Origin of the sequence: Acidaminococcus hominis, from assembly GCF_900291475.1 — a bacterium.
Lineage (GTDB): Bacteria > Bacillota > Negativicutes > Acidaminococcales > Acidaminococcaceae > Acidaminococcus > Acidaminococcus hominis.
Genome location: NZ_OLMM01000004.1, coordinates 178,120 through 202,208 on the forward strand (window position 1 = coordinate 178,120; position 24,089 = coordinate 202,208).

General features: G+C 52.5%; 24 protein-coding genes. 3 read left to right on the top strand and 21 right to left on the bottom strand.

The window, feature by feature from the left end:
- Nucleotides 1-3: 3 nt before the first annotated feature.
- The 13 genes from dut to C7E10_RS04370 form a co-directional block, all read right to left on the bottom strand.
- On the bottom strand, nucleotides 4-483 hold the full coding sequence (gene dut / locus C7E10_RS04310) for a dUTP diphosphatase (protein ID WP_105326124.1): 480 nt from the start codon (nucleotides 481-483) through the stop codon (nucleotides 4-6).
- On the bottom strand, nucleotides 480-911 hold the full coding sequence (locus C7E10_RS04315) for a hypothetical protein (RefSeq protein WP_105326125.1): 432 nt from the start codon (nucleotides 909-911) through the stop codon (nucleotides 480-482). The genes dut and C7E10_RS04315 overlap by 4 nt, the downstream gene beginning before the upstream one ends.
- A gap of 169 nt (nucleotides 912-1,080) precedes the next feature.
- Nucleotides 1,081-2,457, bottom strand: a complete 1,377-nt coding sequence (locus C7E10_RS04320; protein ID WP_105326126.1) for an SNF2-related protein — start codon at nucleotides 2,455-2,457, stop codon at nucleotides 1,081-1,083.
- Nucleotides 2,454-2,750 (bottom strand): VRR-NUC domain-containing protein, encoded by a 297-nt coding sequence (locus C7E10_RS04325; protein ID WP_105326127.1) that lies wholly within the window; start codon nucleotides 2,748-2,750, stop codon nucleotides 2,454-2,456. The genes C7E10_RS04320 and C7E10_RS04325 overlap by 4 nt, the downstream gene beginning before the upstream one ends.
- A 293-nt stretch (nucleotides 2,751-3,043) precedes the next feature.
- Complete coding sequence (locus C7E10_RS04330; RefSeq protein WP_105326128.1) at nucleotides 3,044-5,518, bottom strand: virulence-associated E family protein; 2,475 nt, start codon at nucleotides 5,516-5,518, stop codon at nucleotides 3,044-3,046.
- A gap of 2 nt (nucleotides 5,519-5,520) precedes the next feature.
- The gene (locus tag C7E10_RS04335; RefSeq protein ID WP_105326129.1) at nucleotides 5,521-7,491 is read right to left on the bottom strand and encodes a DNA polymerase; all 1,971 of its coding nucleotides are present in this window, start codon (nucleotides 7,489-7,491) and stop codon (nucleotides 5,521-5,523) included.
- Between the two features lie 57 nt (nucleotides 7,492-7,548).
- Nucleotides 7,549-8,133 (bottom strand): DUF2815 family protein, encoded by a 585-nt coding sequence (locus tag C7E10_RS04340; RefSeq protein ID WP_105326130.1) that lies wholly within the window; start codon nucleotides 8,131-8,133, stop codon nucleotides 7,549-7,551.
- A gap of 2 nt (nucleotides 8,134-8,135) precedes the next feature.
- Nucleotides 8,136-9,302, bottom strand: a complete 1,167-nt coding sequence (locus C7E10_RS04345; RefSeq protein ID WP_105326131.1) for a DUF2800 domain-containing protein — start codon at nucleotides 9,300-9,302, stop codon at nucleotides 8,136-8,138.
- Entirely contained in the window at nucleotides 9,299-9,727 is a 429-nt protein-coding gene (locus C7E10_RS04350) for a hypothetical protein (RefSeq protein WP_105326132.1), read from the bottom strand. Before C7E10_RS04350 ends, C7E10_RS04345 begins: the two co-directional genes overlap by 4 nt.
- A gap of 124 nt (nucleotides 9,728-9,851) precedes the next feature.
- Entirely contained in the window at nucleotides 9,852-10,067 is a 216-nt protein-coding gene (locus tag C7E10_RS04355; RefSeq protein ID WP_105326133.1) for a hypothetical protein, read from the bottom strand.
- Between the two features lie 55 nt (nucleotides 10,068-10,122).
- Nucleotides 10,123-10,518: a helix-turn-helix domain-containing protein gene (locus C7E10_RS04360; protein WP_105326134.1), complete on the bottom strand. Its 396-nt coding sequence runs from the start codon at nucleotides 10,516-10,518 to the stop codon at nucleotides 10,123-10,125.
- 14 nt (nucleotides 10,519-10,532) lie between these two features.
- Nucleotides 10,533-10,742 (bottom strand): hypothetical protein, encoded by a 210-nt coding sequence (locus C7E10_RS04365; protein ID WP_105326135.1) that lies wholly within the window; start codon nucleotides 10,740-10,742, stop codon nucleotides 10,533-10,535.
- A gap of 48 nt (nucleotides 10,743-10,790) precedes the next feature.
- Nucleotides 10,791-10,988 carry a helix-turn-helix domain-containing protein gene (locus C7E10_RS04370; RefSeq protein ID WP_234997680.1) on the bottom strand — a complete coding sequence of 66 codons (198 nt, stop codon included), beginning with the start codon at nucleotides 10,986-10,988 and terminating at the stop codon, nucleotides 10,791-10,793.
- A 155-nt stretch (nucleotides 10,989-11,143) separates the two neighbouring features.
- Between C7E10_RS04370 and C7E10_RS04375 the strand changes: the two genes are divergently transcribed.
- The 3 genes from C7E10_RS04375 to C7E10_RS04390 all read left to right on the top strand — a co-directional run bounded on the left by C7E10_RS04375 (nucleotide 11,144) and on the right by C7E10_RS04390 (nucleotide 13,515).
- On the top strand, nucleotides 11,144-11,515 hold the full coding sequence (locus tag C7E10_RS04375; protein WP_105326137.1) for a helix-turn-helix domain-containing protein: 372 nt from the start codon (nucleotides 11,144-11,146) through the stop codon (nucleotides 11,513-11,515).
- Nucleotides 11,516-11,725: 210 nt separating this feature from the next.
- Nucleotides 11,726-12,415, top strand: coding sequence for a hypothetical protein (locus C7E10_RS04385; protein ID WP_105326139.1), 690 nt, complete (start codon nucleotides 11,726-11,728; stop codon nucleotides 12,413-12,415).
- Between the two features lie 80 nt (nucleotides 12,416-12,495).
- Complete coding sequence (locus tag C7E10_RS04390) at nucleotides 12,496-13,515, top strand: tyrosine-type recombinase/integrase (RefSeq protein ID WP_160101823.1); 1,020 nt, start codon at nucleotides 12,496-12,498, stop codon at nucleotides 13,513-13,515.
- A 154-nt stretch (nucleotides 13,516-13,669) separates the two neighbouring features.
- Here C7E10_RS04390 and rpsI read toward each other — a convergent pair whose 3' ends face one another.
- The 8 genes from rpsI to C7E10_RS04430 form a co-directional block, all read right to left on the bottom strand.
- Complete coding sequence (gene rpsI / locus C7E10_RS04395; RefSeq protein ID WP_105326141.1) at nucleotides 13,670-14,062, bottom strand: 30S ribosomal protein S9; 393 nt, start codon at nucleotides 14,060-14,062, stop codon at nucleotides 13,670-13,672.
- 20 nt (nucleotides 14,063-14,082) lie between these two features.
- Nucleotides 14,083-14,520, bottom strand: a complete 438-nt coding sequence (rplM, locus tag C7E10_RS04400) for a 50S ribosomal protein L13 (protein ID WP_105326142.1) — start codon at nucleotides 14,518-14,520, stop codon at nucleotides 14,083-14,085.
- A 166-nt stretch (nucleotides 14,521-14,686) separates the two neighbouring features.
- Entirely contained in the window at nucleotides 14,687-16,150 is a 1,464-nt protein-coding gene (gene gltX, locus C7E10_RS04405; RefSeq protein WP_105326143.1) for a glutamate--tRNA ligase, read from the bottom strand.
- 79 nt (nucleotides 16,151-16,229) lie between these two features.
- Entirely contained in the window at nucleotides 16,230-17,483 is a 1,254-nt protein-coding gene (locus tag C7E10_RS04410) for a DEAD/DEAH box helicase (protein WP_105326144.1), read from the bottom strand.
- 583 nt (nucleotides 17,484-18,066) lie between these two features.
- Entirely contained in the window at nucleotides 18,067-19,710 is a 1,644-nt protein-coding gene (locus C7E10_RS04415) for a subtype B tannase (protein ID WP_105326145.1), read from the bottom strand.
- Between the two features lie 136 nt (nucleotides 19,711-19,846).
- Nucleotides 19,847-21,043, bottom strand: a complete 1,197-nt coding sequence (locus C7E10_RS04420) for a pyridoxal phosphate-dependent aminotransferase (protein ID WP_105326146.1) — start codon at nucleotides 21,041-21,043, stop codon at nucleotides 19,847-19,849.
- 11 nt (nucleotides 21,044-21,054) lie between these two features.
- Nucleotides 21,055-22,716 carry a nucleoside kinase gene (locus C7E10_RS04425; protein WP_105326147.1) on the bottom strand — a complete coding sequence of 554 codons (1,662 nt, stop codon included), beginning with the start codon at nucleotides 22,714-22,716 and terminating at the stop codon, nucleotides 21,055-21,057.
- 104 nt (nucleotides 22,717-22,820) lie between these two features.
- Complete coding sequence (locus tag C7E10_RS04430; protein WP_105326148.1) at nucleotides 22,821-24,071, bottom strand: aminotransferase class I/II-fold pyridoxal phosphate-dependent enzyme; 1,251 nt, start codon at nucleotides 24,069-24,071, stop codon at nucleotides 22,821-22,823.
- Nucleotides 24,072-24,089 lie beyond the last annotated feature (18 nt).

Genomic DNA, 24,089 nt, shown 5'->3' on the forward strand with positions numbered 1-24,089 from the left:
ACCTTATTCCTCCTGTCTGTCGCGTCTGCCTGTGCTACCGAATCCGCCTGTGCCCCGTTCGGTTTCGCTGAGCTTTTCTGCCTGAACTAGTTCCACGTCCGGATCCTTCACAATGAGCATCTGGGCGATCCGATCGCCGTCTTTGATGCATGCCCTTTTCACCAGGCTTATGTTGTCCAGGATAATGCACACTTCCCCACGGTAATCAGAATCAATGATCCCGGTGCTGTTGGAAACCCGGAATTTGGTCTTAACTCCTATGGAGCTTCTGGGAAGGATTTCCGCATGATAGCCTTTGGGAAGCTCCATGGCAAATCCCAGGGGAACTTTGGCCCCCATGTCCATTGCTGAAAGGACCAGTTGATCCGTCGGGCTGTATTTTTCATGGATCCGTGCATAGCAGTCCCAGGCCGCAGCTCCAGCCGTCTTCTTTTTTGGCATACGTCCGCCGGGCATCAGTTTGATTTTTACCTGTTCCGTCATTTTCCCTTCTCCTTTCCATAGGCCATAACTTCTTCGATGGCAGCTTCTACAAATTTGCAGGCCGGTTCATCAAGATGGTTATCGCCGCTCCAGTGGTACCAGCCCCTTTTATACCTATGGACTGCTTCGTCCATAAGATTGCTGATCTCCTCAAGGTTCGCCAGCTCCGCAAGTTCTACTACACCCTCGCTTTCCAGCTCTTCCCGGATGTATCCGTTAATAATAACGTCTGGATCCACCTGGAAATTTTGCTCCCGGATCAGATCGATGAATGCCAGTTTGTCCTGGCCCCGGTAGTCCTCAGCCGTCCCTGCGGTATAATCGCGGAACGAGTTTCGGATCTGCTGCCTGAATTCGTCAGTCACCTCAGAACGCGGTGTGATCTTTACTTCGACCCCTCTGGGGAAATATAAAATCGATTCCATCATTTTCCGTCCTCCTCTATTACACTCAAATTTTCGTTTTAAAGCATTTTGTCTTTCAGGGTATGTAGTTATACCACCATCAGCACAAAACGCCAAATAGCCAGGATTCCGCCGATGTACATGGCTAATCCTGTTAAGACTCCGACTGCTATTACTACTTTCACGAAGGTTTTCATTCTTGTCGTTTCCATTTCTTGATCCTCGCTTTCAAACTTTCCAGGACATAATCTTGGGCCTTGTCCTTCCAATCCAATGCGTCCACCAGGTCATCGTCCCGAGTTCCCCGGCAAACCAACTGATGGATAATGACAGGTTCCGGCTGCCCCTGCCGATGCAGCCGCTTGTTGGCCTGTTGGTATAGCTCCAAAGACCAATTGAGGCCAAACCAAATGATGTGATGCCCGCCGTTCTGAAGATTGAGTCCATAGGCGGTGCTGGCGGGATGGGCCAGAAGAACATCAATTTTACCGCTATTCCAGTCTTTTTCCTCTTCTGCGCCCTGGAATACCCGTACCCGCAGTTTCGATGTTTTGAGGGCATCCTGTATGCGCGAAAGATCATGCTTGAAATTGTAGAACACCAAGGCATGCTGCCCGTTCAATTTCTCAAGCAGCTCTAGGAACGCTTCCAGCTTACAGTTATGGACTTCATGGACGCCATGTTCATCATCATACACCGCTCCGTTGGCCAACTGCTGCAGCTTGTTTGACAGTCCTGCCGCGCTGGCCACGTCGATATCCCCATCAGGCAGCGCCAGGACCATATCACGTTCCAGTTGATTATAGGCTTTCTTAGCTTTCGCGTCTAATTCAACCGGGATATCATCTATGATACAGTCGGGCAACTGCAGATAATCCGATGCTTTCATGCTGACGCAAATATCGGAGATCCGGCCCATGATGGACTGCTGGGCGCCGTCCTTGGGATCGTAGGAGTAAATCACTTCCCGCGTCCGCTTCCCCGGATCAAAGAATCTATCGCGGAAATGGGTGTAATACTTCCCCAGGCGCGCCCCGCCATCCAGGAGATACAGCTGGCTCCACAGGTCCATCAGGCTGTTAGGAGACGGCGTACCCGTCAGTTCCACGATCCGGTGGATATGCGGCCGGATAGAAGCCAAGGCTTTGAACCGTTTGGCCCGGTGAGACTTGAAACTGGAAGATTCATCCACGACTACCATGTCAAAGGGCCAGTCATTTTTATAGTAATCCACCAGCCAATCCACATTCTCACGGTTGATCACGTAAATATCGGCTGGCCGGTAAAGCTCCTTGATCCGATTCTTCGCGCTGCCCAGGACTGTAGCAAACCGGAGATTCCGGAGGAAGTCCCACTTGGAAGCCTCCTGCTGCCAAGTCGCTTCGGCTACTTTCTTCGGGGCAATCACCAAAACTTTGTTGACTGCAAATCTCCCGTACTTTAGCTCCATAATGGCGGACAGAGTGATCACTGTCTTACCGAGGCCCATGTCAAGGAACAATCCGATTGCCTGGTCTTTTACCACCCGATCAATACAATACCGTTGATAGGGATGCGGGGTAAATATCACGCTGCATCATCTCCTCCCGAATGATCCTCCATCAGATAGTCCACAACACTCTTCAGGCCATACAGCACCCGGGTGTAACATCCCAGCTTCAGAAGTCGGCAGATCTGCACCGACTGCAGCTTGCTCAATCGTCCGTTATCAGTCTTCAGTTCGATGAACTCGACTTTGCCGCCTGGCCACACCACGATTCTGTCCGGCACACCGACATTGCCAGGGCTCACCCACTTATAGGCTTTACCGCCCTGCGCTTTCACCCCGTTCACTAAATGACGTTCAACATCTCGTTCCAGCATATTGGTCCTACCTCCTTTGCATATTTATTTAATGCGACGGATATTTATACTTTTAAAATTTTTACCCAAGAAAAACCTTAAATCCAACTGATTCAACTGAAATTCAACTGCTTTCAACTGGTTATTTCAGTTGATTCAGTCGGTTTTAATATATTTCTTAGATAGAAGGTTCCGGGTACCCGTTAACCCATAAACCTAGAGATAATGCGGTTTAACGCCGGAACTTTAAGCGGAACTTTCTATTTTTGAGGTTCCAGCTATTTTTAGGGTGGAACTTTCGAAAGTTCCGTCTTTTATACACCGATATTCATGACCCTCTCAAATCCTTTTTGTTTTCCTGCATATCCAAATCTGCGCGAAGTAACATTTCTCCGCCACCCAGGTGTGTTCACCAGCACCTGGTTGATTTCGTTGGCATCGCTCCGCCGCATATGCTTTGGATCGCCCATGAAGAGTTCGCACCAGATTTCTGCGGCGCATACCTTCTCCCGGGGGACCAAATCTCCCGTTCCCGCCATCCCGCCATTCCAGAAGATCCGCCGCGCCGATAGACTCAGGCTGGTATAATTAGGCGGCACCGGCTTTTCGATCCAGTCCCGGATCATCCCTTCCCGGATGCTGTTCTCCCGGTGGGCTTCCTGGGCTTCCCGGGTAGCCGCATCCAGTTCCGGGGTATCCATGAAGAGTTGTTCCCCTTTCGTATACCGTACAGCCGCTTCGGCCCATAGTTGGTCTACTTCGTCAGGAAGCTGGACCCAGATATTTTTAGCCGGCTTATGCAGGCCCACATCGACGGGCCAGAAGCGGCGGTTTCCAGTCGGATCTTTCAGGAAGTCATGATTATTGCAAGTCCCGAAAAATACACCCTTCCGAGGGAACCGGACGGCGTGCTTGCCGTAGGGCTGCCGGTACACATCATCGCACCGGGACAGGAACTGCTTGACGATATCCATTTCGGACCGGTTGTACCCGGACATTTCGCCGATTTCGTTGATCCAGATGCCCTGGATCATTTCGCTGGCCTCTTTTCCGTTGAAGTTCTGCAGACTGTCGCTGTACCAGTTCTTCCCAATCGTCTTCAGGAAAGTCGTCTTACCGATCCCCTGGGGCCCGTTGAATACGGGTACATAGTCGTACTTGCAGCCAGGGCGCATCACCCGGGCTACGGCCGCGGTAAAGCTCTTGCGGGCCACCGCACGGGTATACGGTGTATCTTCGGCCGCCAGGTAATCGATGAACACTCTATCGAGCCTTTCCGTGCCATCCCAAACCAGGGCTTCCAGATAATCCTTGACCTCGTTGTATTTCTGCTGGTTGCTCACCAACATGACGGCTGCCAAGGCTTTATCCCTGCCGGTGATATCGTACCGGTACTCCAGCCACCACAGGAGACCTGCATCATCAGTATCCGTCCAAAGGCGTTTATCTGGGCAGGCATTCCAGGGCAGTTCCCCCAGGGCCATCCCTTGATTACTGAAATCGTCGATGGCGATTTTCCCTTTAAGCAGCGGGTCGAACCGGAGGATCCGCAGGATGTTGTCCATTGTCTTCTTCGGGTTACCGGTATCCGGGTTATAGTCCAACTTGGCTTCCCGCATCCAATCTACATTAAGCACGGTTTCAGTTGGTTTTTCTCCGATTTCCAGTTGATTATCTTCTGTTTTCACTTGATTATCTTCGTTTTTCAGATCAGTGAAAACTGACATCGTTTGCTGTGCTTTTTCTAAGTTAAGTTCCCGGAGGACCACTTCATCTTCCATGGCCAACTTACGCATGGCTTTGAAGGACGGCCTGGCATTACCGCCAGTATGCGGCTTTATATCAACATCCAGCTCGTTGAACAGATGGATCCGCACCAGGTCGAAGGCGTTCACCAGCTGATCGCAGCAGGGGTCCGTAGCATGGTGACTGTAAAGGAACTTACCATCCTCGTATAGCACTGCCCCGGCGGTTGTTGTGCCGCCTGTGTAGGTCATCCGATCGGCCTTGCCTTCCACATCTTCGTAAGCATTCGGGAGATACTTTAGAAGGGCGCCCCTGATGTCGTACACCCTGCAGAATGCACCAACGAGGCCTTCCTTTTTCGTAGGATCGGACTGCCGCGCCAGAAGTACCTTTGCCCTGGGGGCCGCTCCGGGCACCTGTGGCCACGCTGTCATATCCCGCCAGTCGTCATATTGGGCCAGAATCCCATCCGCACTGGCAAACGGCTTATCCTCGAATTGGAACACGTACTCGCTGTCTTTGCTGCAACCGGGCCAGTACATCAGCCGGGAGGCTTCAAAGGTTGTAGGGTCACAATATTCGATGCCGATCACAGCCGCCAATTTTCGTGCTACAGGCTCGTATTCGTCCGGCGTGACCGTTTTATCCAGCGGGATGATAATACGCAACCTGGGCCGGTATGGCGCATGGGAACGGGTACTGTAAATGCAGTAAGCGATGTCTAAAGAGGATACGCGCTTTAAGACCGCATCCGTGCCCCCCGATGGGATATTATCGAAATCCAGAGTCACAAGGTCCCGGCCGGTCACGGCTTCCGCTTTGCGCCGGAGCCCGTTAAGGGTCCCCCCAACGAATCCTCCGATATCCTTCAGGATTCCTTGCTGGGCCTTCTGCATCCGGATGTACTCGTCGAAAGTTTCCTGGCTGCGGATTGGTACTTTGACCCGGCGGATGAAGTCGGACCAGAGTATTTCAGTGAGCTGCCAGTTGAGAGAATTGCGGCTGGAGCCGACTGAGATTTTGAGTAATCTGTCGTTTAACATGGCTAATCCTTCTTATAGAATGGGTTGATAAAGCCGTCAGCATTGAGCAAGAGCCCGGGGGCCCAAGAAATCGGCTTACACATGAGCGCAATCACCCGCTGGAGTTCGTCTGGGTGCATCTGCGCCTCGGGGACTTCCAGCACTACTTCATCATGGATGTGCATCACAGGATCATATCCGGCAGCTACTAGGTTCCGGATTGCTTCACAAAGACAGTCTCTGGCGATTGCTTGGATACAATTTTCTGTGATTTTTCCGCCGTAGGTTTCTGTATACGTCCATTGGGATCCCAGTTGTGTCCGATACTGGATGCTGGAAAAGCCGAAACGGTTCTTGCACAGTCCCGGCTGTGGATAGAAAAGCTGCCGGCCGTTTGGCAGCGTCATCACCAGGTAGTCATACCCATAGAGCATGTTTGCCTTATGCTGGAAACTGACGCCTTTTGTCACGGGAACGGGTTCTGCAGTGCCCAGCGCCTTGATGGCCGCTTCCTCCATCTGCCCCCAGAGCCGGACAATGCTGGGGGACGCCGTGCGCCACTGGCTGACCACCTGCCGCAGTTCGTCATCGTTGAGGCCCATCTTATCCGCGCCCATGGCCTTAAGGGCGTTGACGCCGCCGCCATAACCACAGGCCAGCGTTGCCACCTTACCCTTCGCCCTCAGTTCACCGTTAATGCCGTGTTTCACAACCGGTACACCGAACATGGCAGAAGCTGTAGCACAGTAGATATCCTTGCCAGCTGCAAAAGCTTCCATTTCCCATTTTTCGTCCGCAAGCCAGGCAAGGACCCTGGCTTCGATGCTAGAGAAGTCGGCTACCACATACTGGCAGCCGGGCTTAGCCACTAAAGCAGTACGGATGAGCTGGCTCAGGATAGCAGATACGTTTCCGTATAGCAGCTCTAGTTTTGGCAGGTTGCCCTCCTTAACTAACTTTCTGGCCGTGTCCACGGCAGTTGGCACATCGTGGGGCAGGTTCTGGGGCTGCAGGATCCGGCCAGCAAATCTTCCGGTCCGGCTGGCTCCGTAATATTGCATCACGCCGCGGATCCGTCCGTCATCGCAGACGGCCCGTTCCATAGCGGCATATTTAGCTACTGAGCTTTTGGCCAGGTACTGCCGGATTTGCAGGACTTCTTTGGGGGTTCCTTTCGTTGTGCCCAAGGTATCTTTAACCGTGTCTTTGGTCAGCTTCTCAAGATCTGGAAGTCCGTTCTGGTTGAGCCAGTCCAGCAGCTGGCTGCGGCTGTTAGGGTTTTCGATTCCGGTGAGCGTTTGTACTTGCGCAATAAGTTTCTCTCGGTATTCGGTATCGATGGCAAGTGCTCCATGCATAAGATCCAAGTCGATGCCAACACCCCGACAGTTGAGATGATAGTTGATTTCCCGATCCCGCCATACTTCCTTCGGAACCGGGAAAGCTGCCAACCGTTTGTAGTCTTCCATTTCTGTGACAACATCCTGCCGGTTATATTCCTTGAAAAGGTCCCATTTTTCCGGATCTCCGTAGGGCTTGTTCCGTGTCCGGCCTCCGTTTTTCTGGGTCGGCTTGCAGGGTACGCAGAAGTACCGGATCAGAGCTTTGCCGATGGACATTTTCTGCTTATCCGCAGGAAGCCCTAATACTTTTCCCAGGGTGGCCAGCCCTGCCGGATAGCCCAGATACATGCTGTGGATCATCGTGCAGCGCCATTGCTCAATCGGCGTCTTATATCCGGCATGGTTCAGACAGGTCACTTCGAACTGATCATTGTAGGCGTGTTTGATTACATCTGGATCCTGGAGGTCTTGAATAATACTGTCCGGAATTGTTTCACCCTGGGCCAGATCGATGACATGGACTGCGCCAAAATCGTAAGCATAGGCGAACAGAAGGATTTCAAAAGCTGGTGTATCGCAATACCGCCATACCCCAGTTTTCCCGATATCCTGATCGCTAAATGTTTCGATATCTATACTGAGATGTCGCATGTTTCCCTCCTTTCTTCAGATAAAAAGAGCGGGGCCAATTAAGCCCCGCGATAAGCCTTACATCGGTTTGCCGGTCAGCGGGTTGATTCTTTGGGTATTGGCGGCCATGCTGGTGAATACGCTGGCCGCGGTCGGTGCGCCTCCGCCAAAAGCTTCCCCATCGGCTGTCTTCTGGACCGGGCCCAGGCCGCAGCCAATTCCCTTCTTACCGTTGTACAGGTAAGGATACATATTGACACATACGTTAGCATACATCCCGCTGTAAATCTGGGTAGGATCTAGGATCTTGTTCAGATGGCGGTCAACAATTTCAATCGGATAATCTGCTTTTGCACCGGCGGTCATAACCCAGTGCCCTTTGCATTCAGGGCCGAACTCTGTCCCATCCTGCTTTACACCATCTCCGTCATGCACCGGCGTCGGGCATACGGGAGGGATGATCCCGCCCCATTGGCTTTCTGCGCCACGTGCCTTGGCAGCTTCGATGGCCGCATCTAGTTTTGCTTTTCCCGCTACATCAGTCTTAGGCAGCAGGATCGTGCAGGAATATTTGGCCGGTTGATCCGGATGGTTTGCAAAAGGTTTTACCAGGTGGACATAACTCAGTCTGACATTCTCCAGTACGCATTGTGTGTTGTTCATAATTACGCCTCCATATCTTTAAATACATTTTCAGCCTTGGCCACGTTGCTGATGGCCGGCCGTTTATCTGAATCGGGCACCAGGGTAGGTTTTCCCGGATTCTTAACGATAAAGTCTTGCATCCATTCTTCGAATTCTTTCTTGCCTACGGCTTTCTCGGTCTGTGCCAGTGTAAGCGGCACCCGGTTGTACAGAATGGATTCAGGGATACCATGCTGCAGAAGTACTGCAAACGCTTTTTCCTGGTCAGTCCACCCCCGGCTGCCACGCCCTTCTACCGCTTTCCATCCAGGGATCTCCGCGCCGTTGAGGGCGGAGGTAAGTGCGTAATCCTGCAGATCCTCGATCCATTGTTTCAGCCCCTTGGCCAGTTCCAAATACTGGGAAAGGCTGCTTGGCTTCAGTAGTTTTGGATCTCCGGCTTCTTGAGCTTTTAGGCCAACGTTTTTGTAGTAGTCTGCCCGGGCTTTGCACTGCTGCCGGGCCCGGCAAAACCGGCACCATTCTCCGGGCTGAGCTTCTCCCTCGCCTTTCATGGCCTTATCGGCTGCAGGTTTGACCACGTTCGTTCCCCAGTCCCGCAATTCGGCGACCGAAATGGAATCGGTACTGTAGTTGTTGATCCGGGGCTGGATGATGGTCATAGTAACCTGCTTCAGAGGATACAGGATTGCGTACCGCTCCAGGGCGCCCAACGCATATAGCCGCAGCTGCGGGTTGTTTTTGGCGTCAACTTCCACGCCTTTGCCGTGTTTATAATCCACGATATTAAGGGTATCACCGCCCAAAATGAGGCAATCGGCTGTACCGAAACCATCCGGCACATACTTGGAAAAATCTACTTTCTGTTCGGCTACCACATGAGGTAAATTCGGGTAGGAAAGCATGATGCTTTTAATCCGATCCAGGTACTCTTCGCTGCATTCGTCCATTTCTTTTTGATACCCAGTCTCTTTCTGGAGTTTGTGCAACTGCCGGGTATAAGTACTGCTGGACATAGGCTCCACCGCATATTTCCGAAGCTTCAGTTCACAGAACTTATGCGCCAGGGTCCCCTCAGCCGCATATGGGCTGAGGGTATCCGGAAATTTTGCCTCCAGAGAAGGGGCGATGGGGCAGTGCAGCCAACGGTGTGCGCTGGATGCTGAAAGGAATGCATGGGCGGTCATAATTTAGCCCCCAGGGCCCGAAGGTCCGCAGCTACCGATCCGAAATCGGATTCCTTGATTGCCATGAAGCTATCCGCGCCATATTTCCGGGTAAGCGCAGTCATTTCATCGAACTTCCCGGCATCGAGTAAAGGAGCTGCCGCTGTGATCAGATCATCCAGGGTATAGGTTTTGGCAGGTGCTGTGGGAACCACGGGAGTTGCTGTTGGGATGTGCGCCGCGGGATTGTTGTTTTGGATGACCACGGTGGAACCCGGAGCCAGCTTGATGGACTCATCCTTCGCTGGGATTTTTTCGGCTACATAGTCTGGATGGGCCGGTTCGGTTCCGGGTACTTCCACCAGTACTGGTTCATCTTTGAAGCCTAGCAGTGCAGCCGCTTCCTGTCTGATTTGCTTCGGTGTGCCCTCAAAAATAACTTTCATAATAAAAACCTCGCTTTCTTTTTAATCAGTTTCGCGGTATAATCAGTGTTGTATATTTTTATGCGCTCATCAGTATGGCTGTGCTGATGAGCTTTTTTTTGCGTTCAATTGACCTCACCTCCCTTCAGCAGTAAGCGGCCATCCCGGCTAGAATAATTAGGCCAGCAAGAGTTGCCGCCATACCCGTCACAAAACCTTGGAACCGTGGCCCCAGGGCCTGGATGCCGTCGCAGATCACATCAATAAGCCACATAACCAGATCCATCGCCGTCCGGATCAGCACATATGGCAGCAGAATCATCAGCGCCGGCCAGGGTGCGTTCTTAGGTTTCTTTTGCATCGTTCTCCCTCCCTATCAATATCCCCAGGGGAATCCCCAGAGCTTTAGCAATCTTCTACCATGACTTGATCCCGAACTGGTTGTATCCAGCCAGGACTCTGTGCAGATGCCCTTTGCTGAGTCCCAGCCGGTCATTAAACTGGGGCACCGTCAGGTGTTTCTTCTTCCTCAGCTTTTCCAGATTCCGCAGTCCGAATTCTGCTTCCGCCCGGCTCACGTCCATGATTGTTTCAGGGACCGGCTTGATCAGATCTCTCAGCTTCATTCCGAGGACCCGGGAAATCTCTAAGAGAGCATCATCCGGTATACTCTTGATGGAGCCTTGCTCCACCTGGGTCAGCCATCCAGGTGACCGGCCCACCGCAAGGCTGATGGTCATCACGGAAATCCCTTTCTGAAGCCGCCAGTATCGTATGCTGGATATGATGTTGTCCATCATCTCAGCATCCATGGTGCCACCTCCCTTCACTGCATTTCTTCTACTCGCCTTTCCAGCTCTTCCACCGGAATGCCCAGCCAGGCTGCCAGCTTCCCGGGACTGATGGTGTAGTTCCACCGGCTTCCAGTCATCTTGTAGGCCACCCCGATATCCAGCAGCTTCCGCTGCAGGCCGATCCGCACATACATCGGACCCTTGCCCATCAGGGCTGCTGCCCTTGATACTGTCAGTTTCATTGTTTTCACCTCGTATTTCTATTTTAGAAATTTATCTTGTAAAAAAAATCAGTAGTATAAATCTTCAATCTTGCAGTCAAATGCCCGAGCTAAAACCGGTAGCATGTCCGCCCTGAACTTTCTCTCACCTTTTTCATAGTGAAAATACGCCGGCGCAGATTTAAATCCGAGCAGTTCAGCCATATACTGCATTGACAGGCCTTTTTCCTCTCTCTTCCTTTTGATGAATAGAAGATTGATGTTCATCTTATCTCCACCTCCCTTCATTTGCTCTTTCATTATAATATTTCTGTTTTGGAAATGCAACAACTTTATTGCTATTTTGTAAAGAAGCCTCTTTTTCCGTTTTATTAATGCTATAATGTAAACGTATTAACAATATAGAAATATGGAGGTGTGTCATGAATATTGGTGACAGGATTGCTGAACTGCGCGAACAAGCTGGAATGAAACAATATGAACTTGCTCAAAAGGCTAACCTGAACCCGGCCGTTCTAAACCGAATTGAAACCGGAAAACGTCCCGCCCGTGATGATGAAATCAAGGCTCTTGCACATATTTTCCATGTTTCTACGGACTATCTTCTTGGAAACTCAGATTCTGGGTACTATACCGATCCTGAAACCGCCCGGCTTGCCCAAGAGCTCCACGATAATCCGGAATACAAAGCCATGTTTGATGCCACCCGGGGACTCTCTCCCGAAGCGGTTAAAGAAGTCATGAACTTTATTAGATTCCAAAAAGCCAAGGAAGGCGGCAAGGACAATGGATGAACGGCCCCGTGCTGTGCTGTATGATTTGCCCCTGGGAGTGCGGGAGATGGTCTGTGAATCGGACGACGGATCTACTGTGGTGCTGTTGAACTCTCGGTACAATCGGGAAACAAACCAGGCGTCCTATCTCCATGCGCTATCTCATGTGAGGAATGGGGATCTGGACAAGGAATTGGATGTGGGACAAGTAGAAAAGGAAAGGCACTCTAAATGAACAGAAAAGTCAAATTTCTACTATTGGTCATCGTAGTACTTGTATTCCCGCCTTCCCTGATTGTTTTTCTGCTATGGAAACTTTTCCATAAAAATAGCCGTAACAATGAAATCTACGGGGGATATGCAATACCATCTGATGAAATTATGAAAAAACGGCGTCCTTATCTGAATCAAGCCAAGAGTTTTGGCTTTTTTGAATTGAGAAAAATGAGAGATCTTTCCAATGTGCCAGATGACGTTCTGCAGCGCTGGGCGTCCCGAGCTGTTGAAGATTTGGGGCGCAATGCTATAACCGCAAATGATGTGATTCCTTTTTTCTCCGGTATCACCAAAAAAGATGCAGGCTATTTAGCGGCATCCATTAAATCAACTTGTCGATCCTATTGGGATCAGGTAGAGGCTCAGCGGGTCGGCGCTCGGTTCTATCTATGGAGCTCGTTAAAGGGAGAACAGCACTTTCACCTAGACAACCTGGTTGTTCCAGTTGGGGTTCCCCTTCCTCCCAATTTGACGAAGGATACCCATATGAATGGTCCTATTTTCCCTGGGGAAGGGTTTCGATGCTTGTGCTACGCCGAACCCATAATTGATGCTGATCAATTGAAAAGAACCGTAAAAGTCTATGAAAAAGGGATGATTATTTCCATGCCGAAGCGAGAATTTTTACGAACTCATAAAATATAAAATACCCTGCCTTGTGAGCAGGGTATTTTAAAGGACTTTTAAGCAAACATTTGTACAATATGCGAAAGGAGATACGAACCATGAGATTACCAAGCGGTTATGGATCCATCCGGAAATTGTCGGGAAAGCGCCGGCGTCCCTTTGCCGTCCGGATCACTACCGGATGGACGGACGAAGGAGAGCAAATCAGGAAATATCTTGGGTATTTTGCCACCAGGCGGGAGGCTCTGGAAGCTCTGGACCTCTATAACCAAAACCCATACAATCTGGATTCCCGGTCCATCACCTTTTCCCAGCTCTATGAAAAATGGGCAGAATGGGAATACAAAGGGGAACCGATCCCCCACTGCTACACGGCTGCCTTCCACTACTTTTCCCCCGTCCAGGATACTGTGTGGGCGGACCTCAAGGTGGACCCGGTGCAGGACTGCATCGACCGCTGCCCACTGGGGTACAGCACCAAGAAGAACTTGAAGACCCTGGTGAACAAAATGACCAAGTACTCCGACCGGATGGAGCTGCCCCACCGGGAAATTGTCAGCCTGCTGAAGCTCCCGCCAAAAACCGAGAGCCGGCTGCACCGGCCCTTTACGCCGGCCCAAATCAAGGCCCTATGGGAGCACCTGGACGATGCCGGAGCCCGGATGGCACTTATCTACATATATACAGGGCTTCGGGCCACGGAGCTGCTGAAGATCAAAACGGAAAACGTCCACCTGGATCAGCTGTACATGATGGGCGGTATGAAAACCGCCGCCGGCAAGAACCGGGTCATCCCCATCGCAGAGAAAATCTTTCCCCTGGTGCAGGCTCTCTATGATCCCAATCAGGAATACCTTGTCATGGATCCGAAGGACGGGAAGCCTATGCTCGGGTATGACCGTCTGAATGATCATGTCTGGAAGCGGTCCCCGGTCCTGCGCCCCATGAAGCACCTGCCTCATGACTGCCGGCATACCTGTGCTACCCTGCTGAGCAATGCCGGGGTCGAGCTGAAGATCATCCAGCTCATCCTGGGGCATTCCTCCAAAGATATCACAAACCGTGTCTATACCCACAAGACGATAGAGCAGCTTATCGAGGCCATCAATCAGATATGATTGTGTGCCCTGTACGTACCCTTTTTGTACCCTGTAGATAAAATCAGCCTGGTTTTCTGTAGGTTTTATCCATTCTTGAAATAAAAAGAAAGCGCATCCCGTCTTGGGATACGCTTTTCTTCTTGCATAAATTTGCAACAGTTTGCAGAACGACTTACCTTTTAGAGAACTGGGAAGCCTTACGAGCTTTCTTCAAGCCGTATTTGCGGCGTTCTTTTTCCCGAGGATCTCTGGTCAGCAGACCAGCTTTTTTCAGCAGGGGACGGAAGTCAGCATCCACTTTCAGCAGGGCACGGGCAATACCATGACGGATTGCACCAGCCTGGCCAGCAATGCCGCCGCCAACTACGTTAGCGATAACATCGTATTTGCCCAGGGTTTCCGTGGTATCCAGCGGTTGACGAACCACCAGTTCCAGGGTCTTCAGGCCAAAATATTGGCTCAATTCACGGCCGTTGATTTCGATCTTGCCTTCGCCCGGAACAAGGCGAACGCGAGCAACAGAGCTCTTGCGGCTGCCAGTTGCATTATAGGTAACTTTTGCCATTTTCTAGTTCTCCTCTCCTCTTAGCGAATATCGATGGTCAAATCTTCAGGCTTTTGTGCAGCATGAGGATGTTCAGAACCAGCGTATACATGCAGTTTTTTAATGATTTGATTGCCCAGACGATTGTGGGGAACCATGCCGCGGATAGCCATTTCAACCATCTTTGCAGGATCCTTTTCCAGCAGTTCGCCGGCTTTCGTATACTTGTCACCGCCCAGATAACCGGAATGACGGAAGTAGATTTTTTGAACCAGTTTTTTACCGGTCAGTCTCACTTTAGCAGCATTGATAACGATGACGTTGTCACCAGTATCCATATGCGGGGTAAAGGTAGGTTTATGTTTACCGCGGAGCACCTTAGCAACTTCAGCAGCCAGACGGCCCAAAGTCTTATCGGTGGCATCCACTACATACCATTTGCGTTCAATGGTAGACGGGGTTGCCATGTATGTTTTCATCCTTATTCCTCCTATAAAGCTTTTACTTTAGCGTATCCGGTGATGACTCTTTGGGAGGCTGCCGGGGCTAACGGCACGGTCTCAAAGTGATACCCATATATTATAAACATTATTTAGATACTTGTCAAAGGGAAAAAGTATCTTTTTTAACATTTTTAGGAATTTTTTACGCCTTTTTGATGTAGGCAATGGCCTGCTGCAGCCGGGCCAGGGTCTTTTCCTTGCCCAGGAGCACCATGACGTCAAACATACCGGGGCTGAAGGTCCGGCCGGTCAGGGCCAAACGGGTGGGATGGATTACCTTGCCCAGGGACAGGCCCAGGTCTTCCGCCAGTTTGTTGTAGGCATCTTCCGTGGTCTTCAGGTCAAAGACTTCCAGGGCAGCCAGGGCGTCATAGCATTTTTGCAGCAGCTCTGCGGCTTCGGGCTTAAAGAACTTGGCTGCGCCCTTTTCATCGTAGCTTTCCACGTCCTTAAAGAAGTAAGCAGAAGCGTCCGCCACTTCTTCCAGGGTCTTCACCCGCACCCGAACTACATCCACCAGATGGTCGAAGTATTCCTGGTGGGCCGGCAGGTAGTTGTCGTCAATGAGGCCGGCCTTCTTGAAGAAGGGCACGGAAGCATCGGCAATCTCCCGCAGGGGCAGGGAGGACAGGTACTGGCCGTTAAGCCAGGTCAGCTTCTTCACGTCGTAGACGGCAGCCTTCTTGGACATTTTGCTGAAGTCAAAAGCCTTTACGGTATCTTCCAGGGTGAAGATTTCCTGGTCATTGCCAGGGGCCCAGCCCAGCAGGGTCAAGTAGTTGATGATGGCCTGATGGACATAGCCTTTATCCCGGAATTCCTCTACGCTGGTAGCGCCGTGGCGCTTGCTGAGCTTGCTCCGGTCGGGAGCCAGGATCATGGGCATATGTCCAAACTGGGGTACTTCGTAGCCCAGAGCTTCGTACAGCACGATCTGCTTGGGGGTGTTGGACAAATGTTCTTCCGCCCGCAGTACGTGGGTAATATGCATCATATGGTCGTCCACCACTACAGCAAAGTTGTAGGTGGGGATACCATTGGTTTTCATGATGACGAAATCATCGAATTGGTTGAAATCGAAGGTTACGTCCCCGTGAATCATGTCATGGACGGTAATGGGGCCGCTGGCCGGCAGCTTAATCCGAACAGAGTACTTTTCGCCGGCTTCCACCCGCTTTTTGGCTTCTTCCGGGGGAATATCCCGGCAGGTGCGGGCATAATGGAAGGGCTGCTTCAGGGCTCTTTGTTTTTCCCGCTGTTTTTCCAGGTCTTCTGCCGAGCAGAAGCAGTAGTAGGCTTTGCCGCTGTCCACCAGTTCCTGGCAGATTTTCCGGTAGATATCCAGCCGTTCGGACTGGTAATAGGGACCGTAGTCCCCGCCCACTTCCGGGCCTTCATCCCAGGACAGGCCCAGCCACTTCAGGCTGGTAAGAATCTGGGAAACGGAATCTTCCTTTAACCGTTCAATATCCGTATCTTCAATACGCAGGATCAATTTCCCGCCTTGGCTTTTGGCAAACAGCCAGTTGAACAGTGCCGTTCTGGCACCACCGATATGCAGATACCCCGTAGGACTGGGGGCAAATCTTACACGAATTTCACTCATTGCCGACACCTCTTCCCATCGTTTTCCCTACAATGTTTTTCATTATACCACGCAAATCCGCTGATTTCAGCAGAAAGTGTTATTTCTTTTTATTCTTCTGTTTCCGGGAGGCTTCCGCGTACTTGGTACCCCGTTTGTTGGGGCCCACGGCGTTTTTGCCCCGGCTGGGCACGTGTTTCTTCTTGGAGCGCACCGGCTTCATGGTCCGGCGCACGGTTTCCCCTGCCAGGTTCTGGCGCTCCAGGGTGATGTTCAGTTTCTGCTCCAGGTTTTGGAGCCAACGGGTTTCGTCCGCGGTGTAGAAGGTAATGGCCATGCCTTCGTTACCGGCCCGGCCTGTCCGTCCAATGCGGTGCACATACCAGTCCGCATCGTGGGGAATGTCGTAGTTCACCACCTGGGTGATGCCTTCCACGTCCAGGCCCCGGGCAGCAATATCGCTGGCCACCAGAATCTGGAGCTTGGCCTTCCGGAAGTTTTCCATCACGGTCCGGCGCTTGGCCTGGGACATATCCCCGTGGAGCACGTCCACGTTGAAGCCTTCCCCGTAGAGCCAGTCGCTAAGGGCAATGGCCCGTTCCTTGCTGGCGCAGAACACCAGCATCAGGTAGGGGTTGTACCGGTGGATCAGGGTGGCCAGGGCCTCCTGCTTGTGGTCTTCGTTGACCTTGATGCAAATCTGCTGGATGGTGTCCGCCGTAGCCTGTTTGGGGGCAATGTCAATCAGCAGGGGGTTGGTGGTAATCTTCCGGCCCAGCTTCCGCACTTCCTCGTCCAGGGTAGCGGAACACATCATGGACTGGTGCTGCTGGGGCAGCAGGGACAGGATGGTCTCAATATCGTCCCCAAAGCCCTGGCGGAGCATTTCGTCCACTTCGTCAAGCACCAGATACACCACCCCGCCCAGGCTGGTGTTGCCCTTGCGCAGATGGTCCAAAAGGCGGCCGGGCGTTCCTACCAGAACCTGGGCCTTGGTGGAAATCTTCCGTTTTTCTTCTTCAAAATCCCGTCCCCCGCTGACCAGCAGGGTATGGATTCCCGTATCGCCGGTGAGCTTGCGGATTTCCCCAGCGGTCTGCTGGGCCAGCTCCCGGGTGGGAGACAAAATCAGCGCCTGGACGTATTCCTTTTCCGGCACCACTTTATCAAACAGGGGAATCACAAAGGAAAGGGTTTTTCCCACCCCCGTCTGGGCCCGGGCAATTACGTCCCTCCCGGCCAGCAGGGCCGGTATGGCCCGCTCCTGGACAGGCGTGGGGATATCCTTCCCCGTCTTGTGGAGCTTCTCTACCATCTCCGGATTCACTTTCAATTGGGCAAAACCAGCTGCCATTGTGTCATCTCCTCTCGCTATTTACCTTTTTTGCAAAACTTTCCCCGCCCCGTGGCGGGGACAAAGCAAGGTACTACGCATACAATCGTATCTTTTATTATACCGTATGGCAGGGGCTTCGGTAAAGCAGAAAAGCATAAATTGTCCGTTTCTCGTGAAAATTTCACAGTCCTTCCCCTACGGCCTGCAAGAAAAAGAAGGGGCTGTGAAAAAATGAAACTTCTATCGTCGCCTACGGCGGCACTTCCTACACTCTTGCAGGAAGCGTTCTAGAGCTCTACTGGTCAAGTGAAAGAGAAAGATAGTACTACTATTTACATACCGTAATTTCATCTCTAACCCCGTTTTGCACATGACTCGTATAAGCCTAAGACTGGCCCCTTCAAGCGTGAAGGGGCTGTCAGCCTGTAGGGCTGACTGAGAAAGTTTAACCAAACAAAAGCGATTGGCTGAGAAAATTTTGATGTTCGGATATAGCTAAAACAAATGAATGCTAAAGAAGGGGCTGTGGAAAAATGAATACTCATTTTTTCACAGCCCCTTCCCGCATTTCACTTTTTATTCGCCAGCGCCCTGCAAAGCCTTAATGGCAAATACTGTCCATCCAGGCAAAAAGCTGGTCCAGGTCGTAATCCCCGGCGTGGCCCTTGCCCCAGACGGCAGCAAAGTTCACGTCAGCCCCGGTATTTTGCAGTTTCAGGGCCAAAATGGCGGGAATGGCAATGGCCGTATCCCGGTCCACGCTGCCGTGGCGGATCCGCCAATGGGGTGCCACGGTAACGCCCCGTTTGCCGATATAGGCCAGAGGGCTCAGGAGTTTGATATCCTCCGCCGGTGCCAGGCCGTTTTTGTCCGTCCGGTGCTTCAGGGAATACTCCGTAAAGTGCCGGGGTACATTGCTGCTGGTACCGAATTCATCGTTTTCCCCGGAAGTGCCGTCCAGCTTGTCAAAAGCCGGAGCCGCCTTCAGTCGAGTAGCGTACACGGCATATTTGCCCAGGTCCATAGCCACAGCCTTGCCGTTTTGGATGGTCAGCCAATCCAGACCGGACAGATCCTGCCCTGCAGCCAGGGCTGTCTGGGCGGAAGCCAAATACACGGACTTGATGTAATCGGCAAAGCTGCCCTGCCCCTTCTTATCCAGGGTCAGCAGCCTGCCGCTGGGGTCCTTGAGCCCCAGACTGTTCACGTAGGCCGGGAACAGTTTCTTCAGGTCGTCAGAGGTTTCCTGCTCCAATTTGCTCATGACCTGGACGCTTTGGGTTTCCTGGGGCGCATTCTCCGGCCGGCCTGCGGCTGCGCCCTTTTGGGAAGCGGCAGCAGCTTTGGGAGCACCTTGGGGCATTCCCTGGGCCCCGGGCATGCCTGGGAGCCCGCCGGGCATTTTGTTCTGGTGGTAGAAATTCACCCCGTTAAAGACCCATTCGTAGGCCATATCTGCATGGGACAGGTTGGTAATGGGGCAATAGTCACTGGAAGCGTAGATATCGTCCCGTTCTTCTGCGGCGCCGATTTTCTTCAGGGCCGCCTCATAATCCTTGCTGTTGCCGGTGGCCCCCAGCAGGGCGGACAGGGCGCCCCCGGCGCTGGTGCCGTTGGAAATGATCCGCTCCGTATTGCCGGCGGGCAGCCGCAGCTGGTTGTGGCGCAGGTAGCGGACCGCCGCCTTGTAGTCCACAATCAAGGCCGGTGCCTTGCCCACATAGGCGCCGTCCGCGCCCTGGGTGGTACGGCCCCGAATGGCCGGGGCAGCCACCACGTACCCTTTGGACAGGGCCACCAGGGCAGCGTTGGGACCCCCGCTCATCCGGTCCTTTTCCTGGGGTTCATCGGCGGTACCGGGCATATAGCCCCCCACCTTGTTGGGCAGGAAAATAGGCGCTGTCTGGGCGGTGTAGCCGTTGACGCTTTTGCCCTCCAGGTAAGCAGCGGGCACAAACAGATTCATACTTTCGTATTCCACATTTTTCGGTTTGCTGACATAGACAATATTCCGGTAGGCGTAGTAGTCCACCTGCTGGTTCTGGTAGGTTTTGCTTTCCCGGATGCCCTTTTCCGGGTGGAAGGTCAGGTCGTAGGTTTTCTGGGCCTCAGTCCCGGTTTTCACGGCTGCTGCCGAAGGCTTTTGGGTATCGGCCGCCCAAACGGCTGCCGGTGCATAACAGGAGGCACCCGCCAGGATGCCGCAGACAAGGGCTGCCGAAAGCAGCTTTTTCGATTGACGCATACAATCAGATCCTTTCTTTCCCATATACAAAAAGAAGAACAACGACGATGCAAACCCTGTGCAGCTATCGTTGTTCTTCCCCAATTTCTATTTTATTGTAATTCTTTTCCGTGCAAGAGTCAAACGCTTGCTTACCTTAGAGGGTCCGGCCCGGATATTGTTTCAGGCCTTCGGCCAGAATGTGCATGGCCTTTTCCAGGTCCTGGCAGTTCAGCACATAGGCCAGCCGGGCTTCATCCACACCCAGGTTCGGGTTGGAGGCGTAGAAGCCGCTGCCGGGGGTAATCATGACCGTTTCGTTGTCAATGGAAAAGTCTTCCAGCAGCCATTTGGCGAAGCTTTCCGTATTGTCCACCGGGAGTTTCACCATGACGTAGAAGGCGCCTTTGGGCTGGGAGGAAATCACCCCGGGCATGGCTGCCAGGGCAGCTTTGATGGTATCCCGCCGTTTGGTGTATTCCGCCTTCACGTCAGCCCAATAGGACTTGGGCGTGCTGTAGAGAGCAGCCGCACCGGCCATTTCCAGTTCTGGACAAGCCAGCCGAGCCTGGCAGCTCTTTAACAGTTCTGCCTGGAGGGCCTTGTTCCGGGTAATCACGCAGCCGCTTCTGGCGCCGCAGGCAGAGTACCGCTTGGATACAGAATCGATGAGCACCAGGTTATCGTTCAGTTCCGGCAGGGAAGCAAAACTGGTGTAGTCCCCGTCGTAGACAAATTCCCGGTACACTTCATCGGCAATCAGGGTCAGGTCGTGTTCCAGGACAATGTCCGACAGCCGTTTCATTTCTTCGGCGTTGTAAATGACGCCGGTGGGATTGCCGGGATGGGTAATCAGAATGGCCCGGGTCCGGTCGTTAATGGCCGCTTCAATCTGTTCCCGGCTGGGCATCCGGTAGCCGGTGGCAGGATCTGCGGGCACCCCGTTGATTTCCACGTTATAGGCGCCTACAAAGCTCTTGTAGTTGGCGTAGAAGGGCTCAAACATCACAATGTTGTCCCCGGGATCGCAGGTGGTCATCACCGCAAAGGCCAGGGCTTCGCTGCCCCCGTTGGTGATGTAGATATCGTCAAAGTCAAAGTGGATATTCCAGCCTTCATAGTACTTCTGGATAGCTTTGATCAGGTTCTCGTCCCCCTGGCTCTTGGCATAAGCCAATACCTTGGGATGGCAGGCGGCAACCCCTTCATAGAAGCTTTCCGGCGTAGCAATATCCGGCTGGCCAATGTTCAGATGGTAGATTTTGCGGCCGGCTTTCTCCGCCCGGTTGGCAATGGGTGCCAGTTTCCGGATGGGAGAGGTAGGGATGTTCAGTGATCTTTGAGAAATATACATAGCAAGACCTCCTATAATAGGTCACCAAAAATGGAGTGACCAATGAACTCACGGATAATTGAGTTGTTGGGAATGGCCTCGTCATCAATGGATTCAACGATACTTAACATATCCATCAAATTCTTGGCTACGGTGTACTCCGGTTTATCCGGGGTAATCTTGGCCAAGAGAGGCTGGGCATATTTTTTCAGCACGGCCAGTTCGTAAATCAGCGTGGTGTTGAACATAATGTCCGCCTCCTCACTGAAAGGAAATATGTACTTTTCTTCTCCCGCCCGAACTTTCGGCCAATTCTGCAAGGTTTGCAGGGCATTGTGGGACCGGAATTGGGAATCCCGGACCATTCGGCGCAGAAGCCGCATATCCGTTGTTGGTATACGATTATAATCGTCAAATGACAATGGTGTCAAGGCACTAATATAAATTTTTAATTTGTGTTTCGCTGAGACGTGACTAGAGAGCTTTTCGTTCAGTCCGTGTATACCCTCCACAACCAGCACCCCATCGCTGCCCAGTTGTTCTTTCTGGCCCCGGAACTCCCGTTTGCCGGATTTGAAACTGTAATGGGGAATTTCCACCGTTTTGCCCTTCAGCAGCTGTTCCAAATCGTAGTTGAACAGGTCCAGGTCCAGGGCATTGATGGATTCATAGTCGTAGCTGCCATCGGGCAGCAGCGGCGTATCTTTGCGTTCCTTAAAATAGTTGTCCAGGGAAATGGGGATGGGCCGCAGGCCGTTGACCCGCATCTGGACCGCTAGCCGCTGGGCAAAGGTGGTCTTCCCGGAGGAAGACGGCCCGGCAATGAGCACCAGTTTGATGTCCCGGTCTTCCTGGTCCGCAATCACATCCGCAATCTGGGCAATCTTCTTTTCGTGCTGGGCCTCGCACATCTGGATAATCCCCCGGCTGTCGCCCCGGGTAATGTACTGGTTCAAGGCCGCCACCGTGGGGCAGTGCATCACCTGGCCCATCTTTTCTGCCTGGGCATAGACGGAGGCCAGTTTCTGCCGCTCCTTAAAGGGCTTCAGATGATTGTATTGGCCCCGCTTACCATAGCGCAGCAGGATACCAGGCCCCATCCGCAGCAGTTCAAACTTCTTCAGGTACCCCAAATCCGGCAGCAGGGGACCTACAAAGTAGGCATTTTCCCGGCCCAGCTGGTAAATATTGATTTTGTAATCCGCCGGCAGGGCTGCCAAAAGCGGCGCCTGATCTTCGTAAAACCGGGGCTTCACATAGGGCCAGGCATCGTCCTTGGCAATCTGGGTCACTTCCACCGGTACCCGTTCCCGGATCATCTGTTCCATAAAGCCGGTCACGTCCGCCAGGTCGTACTTGCTCAGTACAATCCGGTTCTTGATATCGCAGAAAAGGGCATTGCCAAAGGTGTTTTCCACCTCCAGCCGCACTTCCGGCCGCAGCTTCTTCATGGCAGTAATCAGGGCAAACAAAAAGGTGCTGATGTAGGCCTTATACCCTTCGGCAGAATCCAAATCCAAAAAGCCCACCCGGTCCCCGTTGTGGGGACAGAGCTGGAGAGGCACAGCTTCTCCATTGACTACACCCACCGCAATGGGCGCCTGGTATTGGCTTTGAAAGTCCTTGGCCATTTCCACAAGCGGGGTTCGATCCGCGTAGGATCTTTTCTCCCCACCCGGTCCATAGATATACATACTGCAACCTCTCCTTTGCTGATGGTTTCTCGTGCTAAGTCTATATTGAATATTGTATACAAGAAAAATTGGCTGCCGAGGTCCGGCAGCCAATCCATTTCTGTTTATTCTCCTACTGCATCCATGGCAGCCTTGATTTTGGCAGCCAGACCCTTTACCTTGTTCAGGGAAATGCCGCACAGGGCTACACGCACGCCTGCAGCCAAAGGCACGCAGAATACGTTGACTTCATGCAGTTTTTCGCAGACCTTCATGGAATCCTTTGCCGGAATGGACAGGAAGAAACCGGAGATGTAGGGCACAATATTCAGGCCGCATTCCTTGGCTTCCTTGGTGAACAGGTCACCTCTGGCCTGTACCATCTTGTAATAGTAGGCTCTTTCCTGCTGTACCTTGTCCAGCAGTTCAGGGTCCTTGTAGATGATCTGCAGGGTTTCCATAGCTCCCCGGTTGATGTTGGACCAGGTGGAGCGGCCGGTATTTTTGTTTACGTCCAGGAACTGTTGGATCTGTTCCTTGTCGGAGGTTACCCCCAGCAGGGCGCCGCAGCGCTCGCCGTACATGGTAAAGCTCTTGGACATGCTGTAGGCAACCAGGCCGAAGATGTTCTTGGGCAGGTTGGACAGCTTCTTGAAGATTTTGCGGACTTCTTCCCGTTCGCCGGCATAGTCGATATAGGCTACGTCCAGGCACAGGGTAGCAGTCTTGTTGGTGCCCTTCAGTTCTTCCTTCAGCATATTGAGGACATTTTCCACGTCTTCAGGCGTCAGGCTGAAACCGGTGGGGTTGTGGGCCGGGGTGTTGATGATGACCAGTACCCGGTCCTGGCGGGCCAGCACCTTGTGGACCGTTTCGGTCAGGGCCGGCAGGTTGAAGTACTTATCGTCCGGGGTCAGCATGGGATACGTTACCAGTTCCCGATCCATGTCCCGGCAGATGGTGTTGTAGGCACCCCAGTACCATTCAGCGGTAATTACCTGGTCGCCCACTTCCGTATAGTTCCAGATGGAATGGTGGATGGCACCGGTGCCGCCGGCCGTGGCCAGGGCTGCGGTATAGCCTTCGGGGCGGGACTCGCCAAAGCAGGCGTCCTGCACCAGATCCAGGAATTCTGGAAGCCCCATAATGGGAGCATATCTGAAGTACTGGCCGTCTTCCAGGCTTCTGAACACCTTGCTGACGGTGGGCAGTACTGCGAATTTTTCATCATCGTCCATAATAGCGCCAATGGTGGCATTGGTCACTGCGTCAGCACCGATTTCTTTGATTCTCTTTTGGGCTGCTTCGCTGGCTCCGAAAATTCTGTCTACACTTGTCTTTCCGTGTGTATGCGGTGCTACACAACTAATGGTCATGATAGTTCCTCCCCTCAA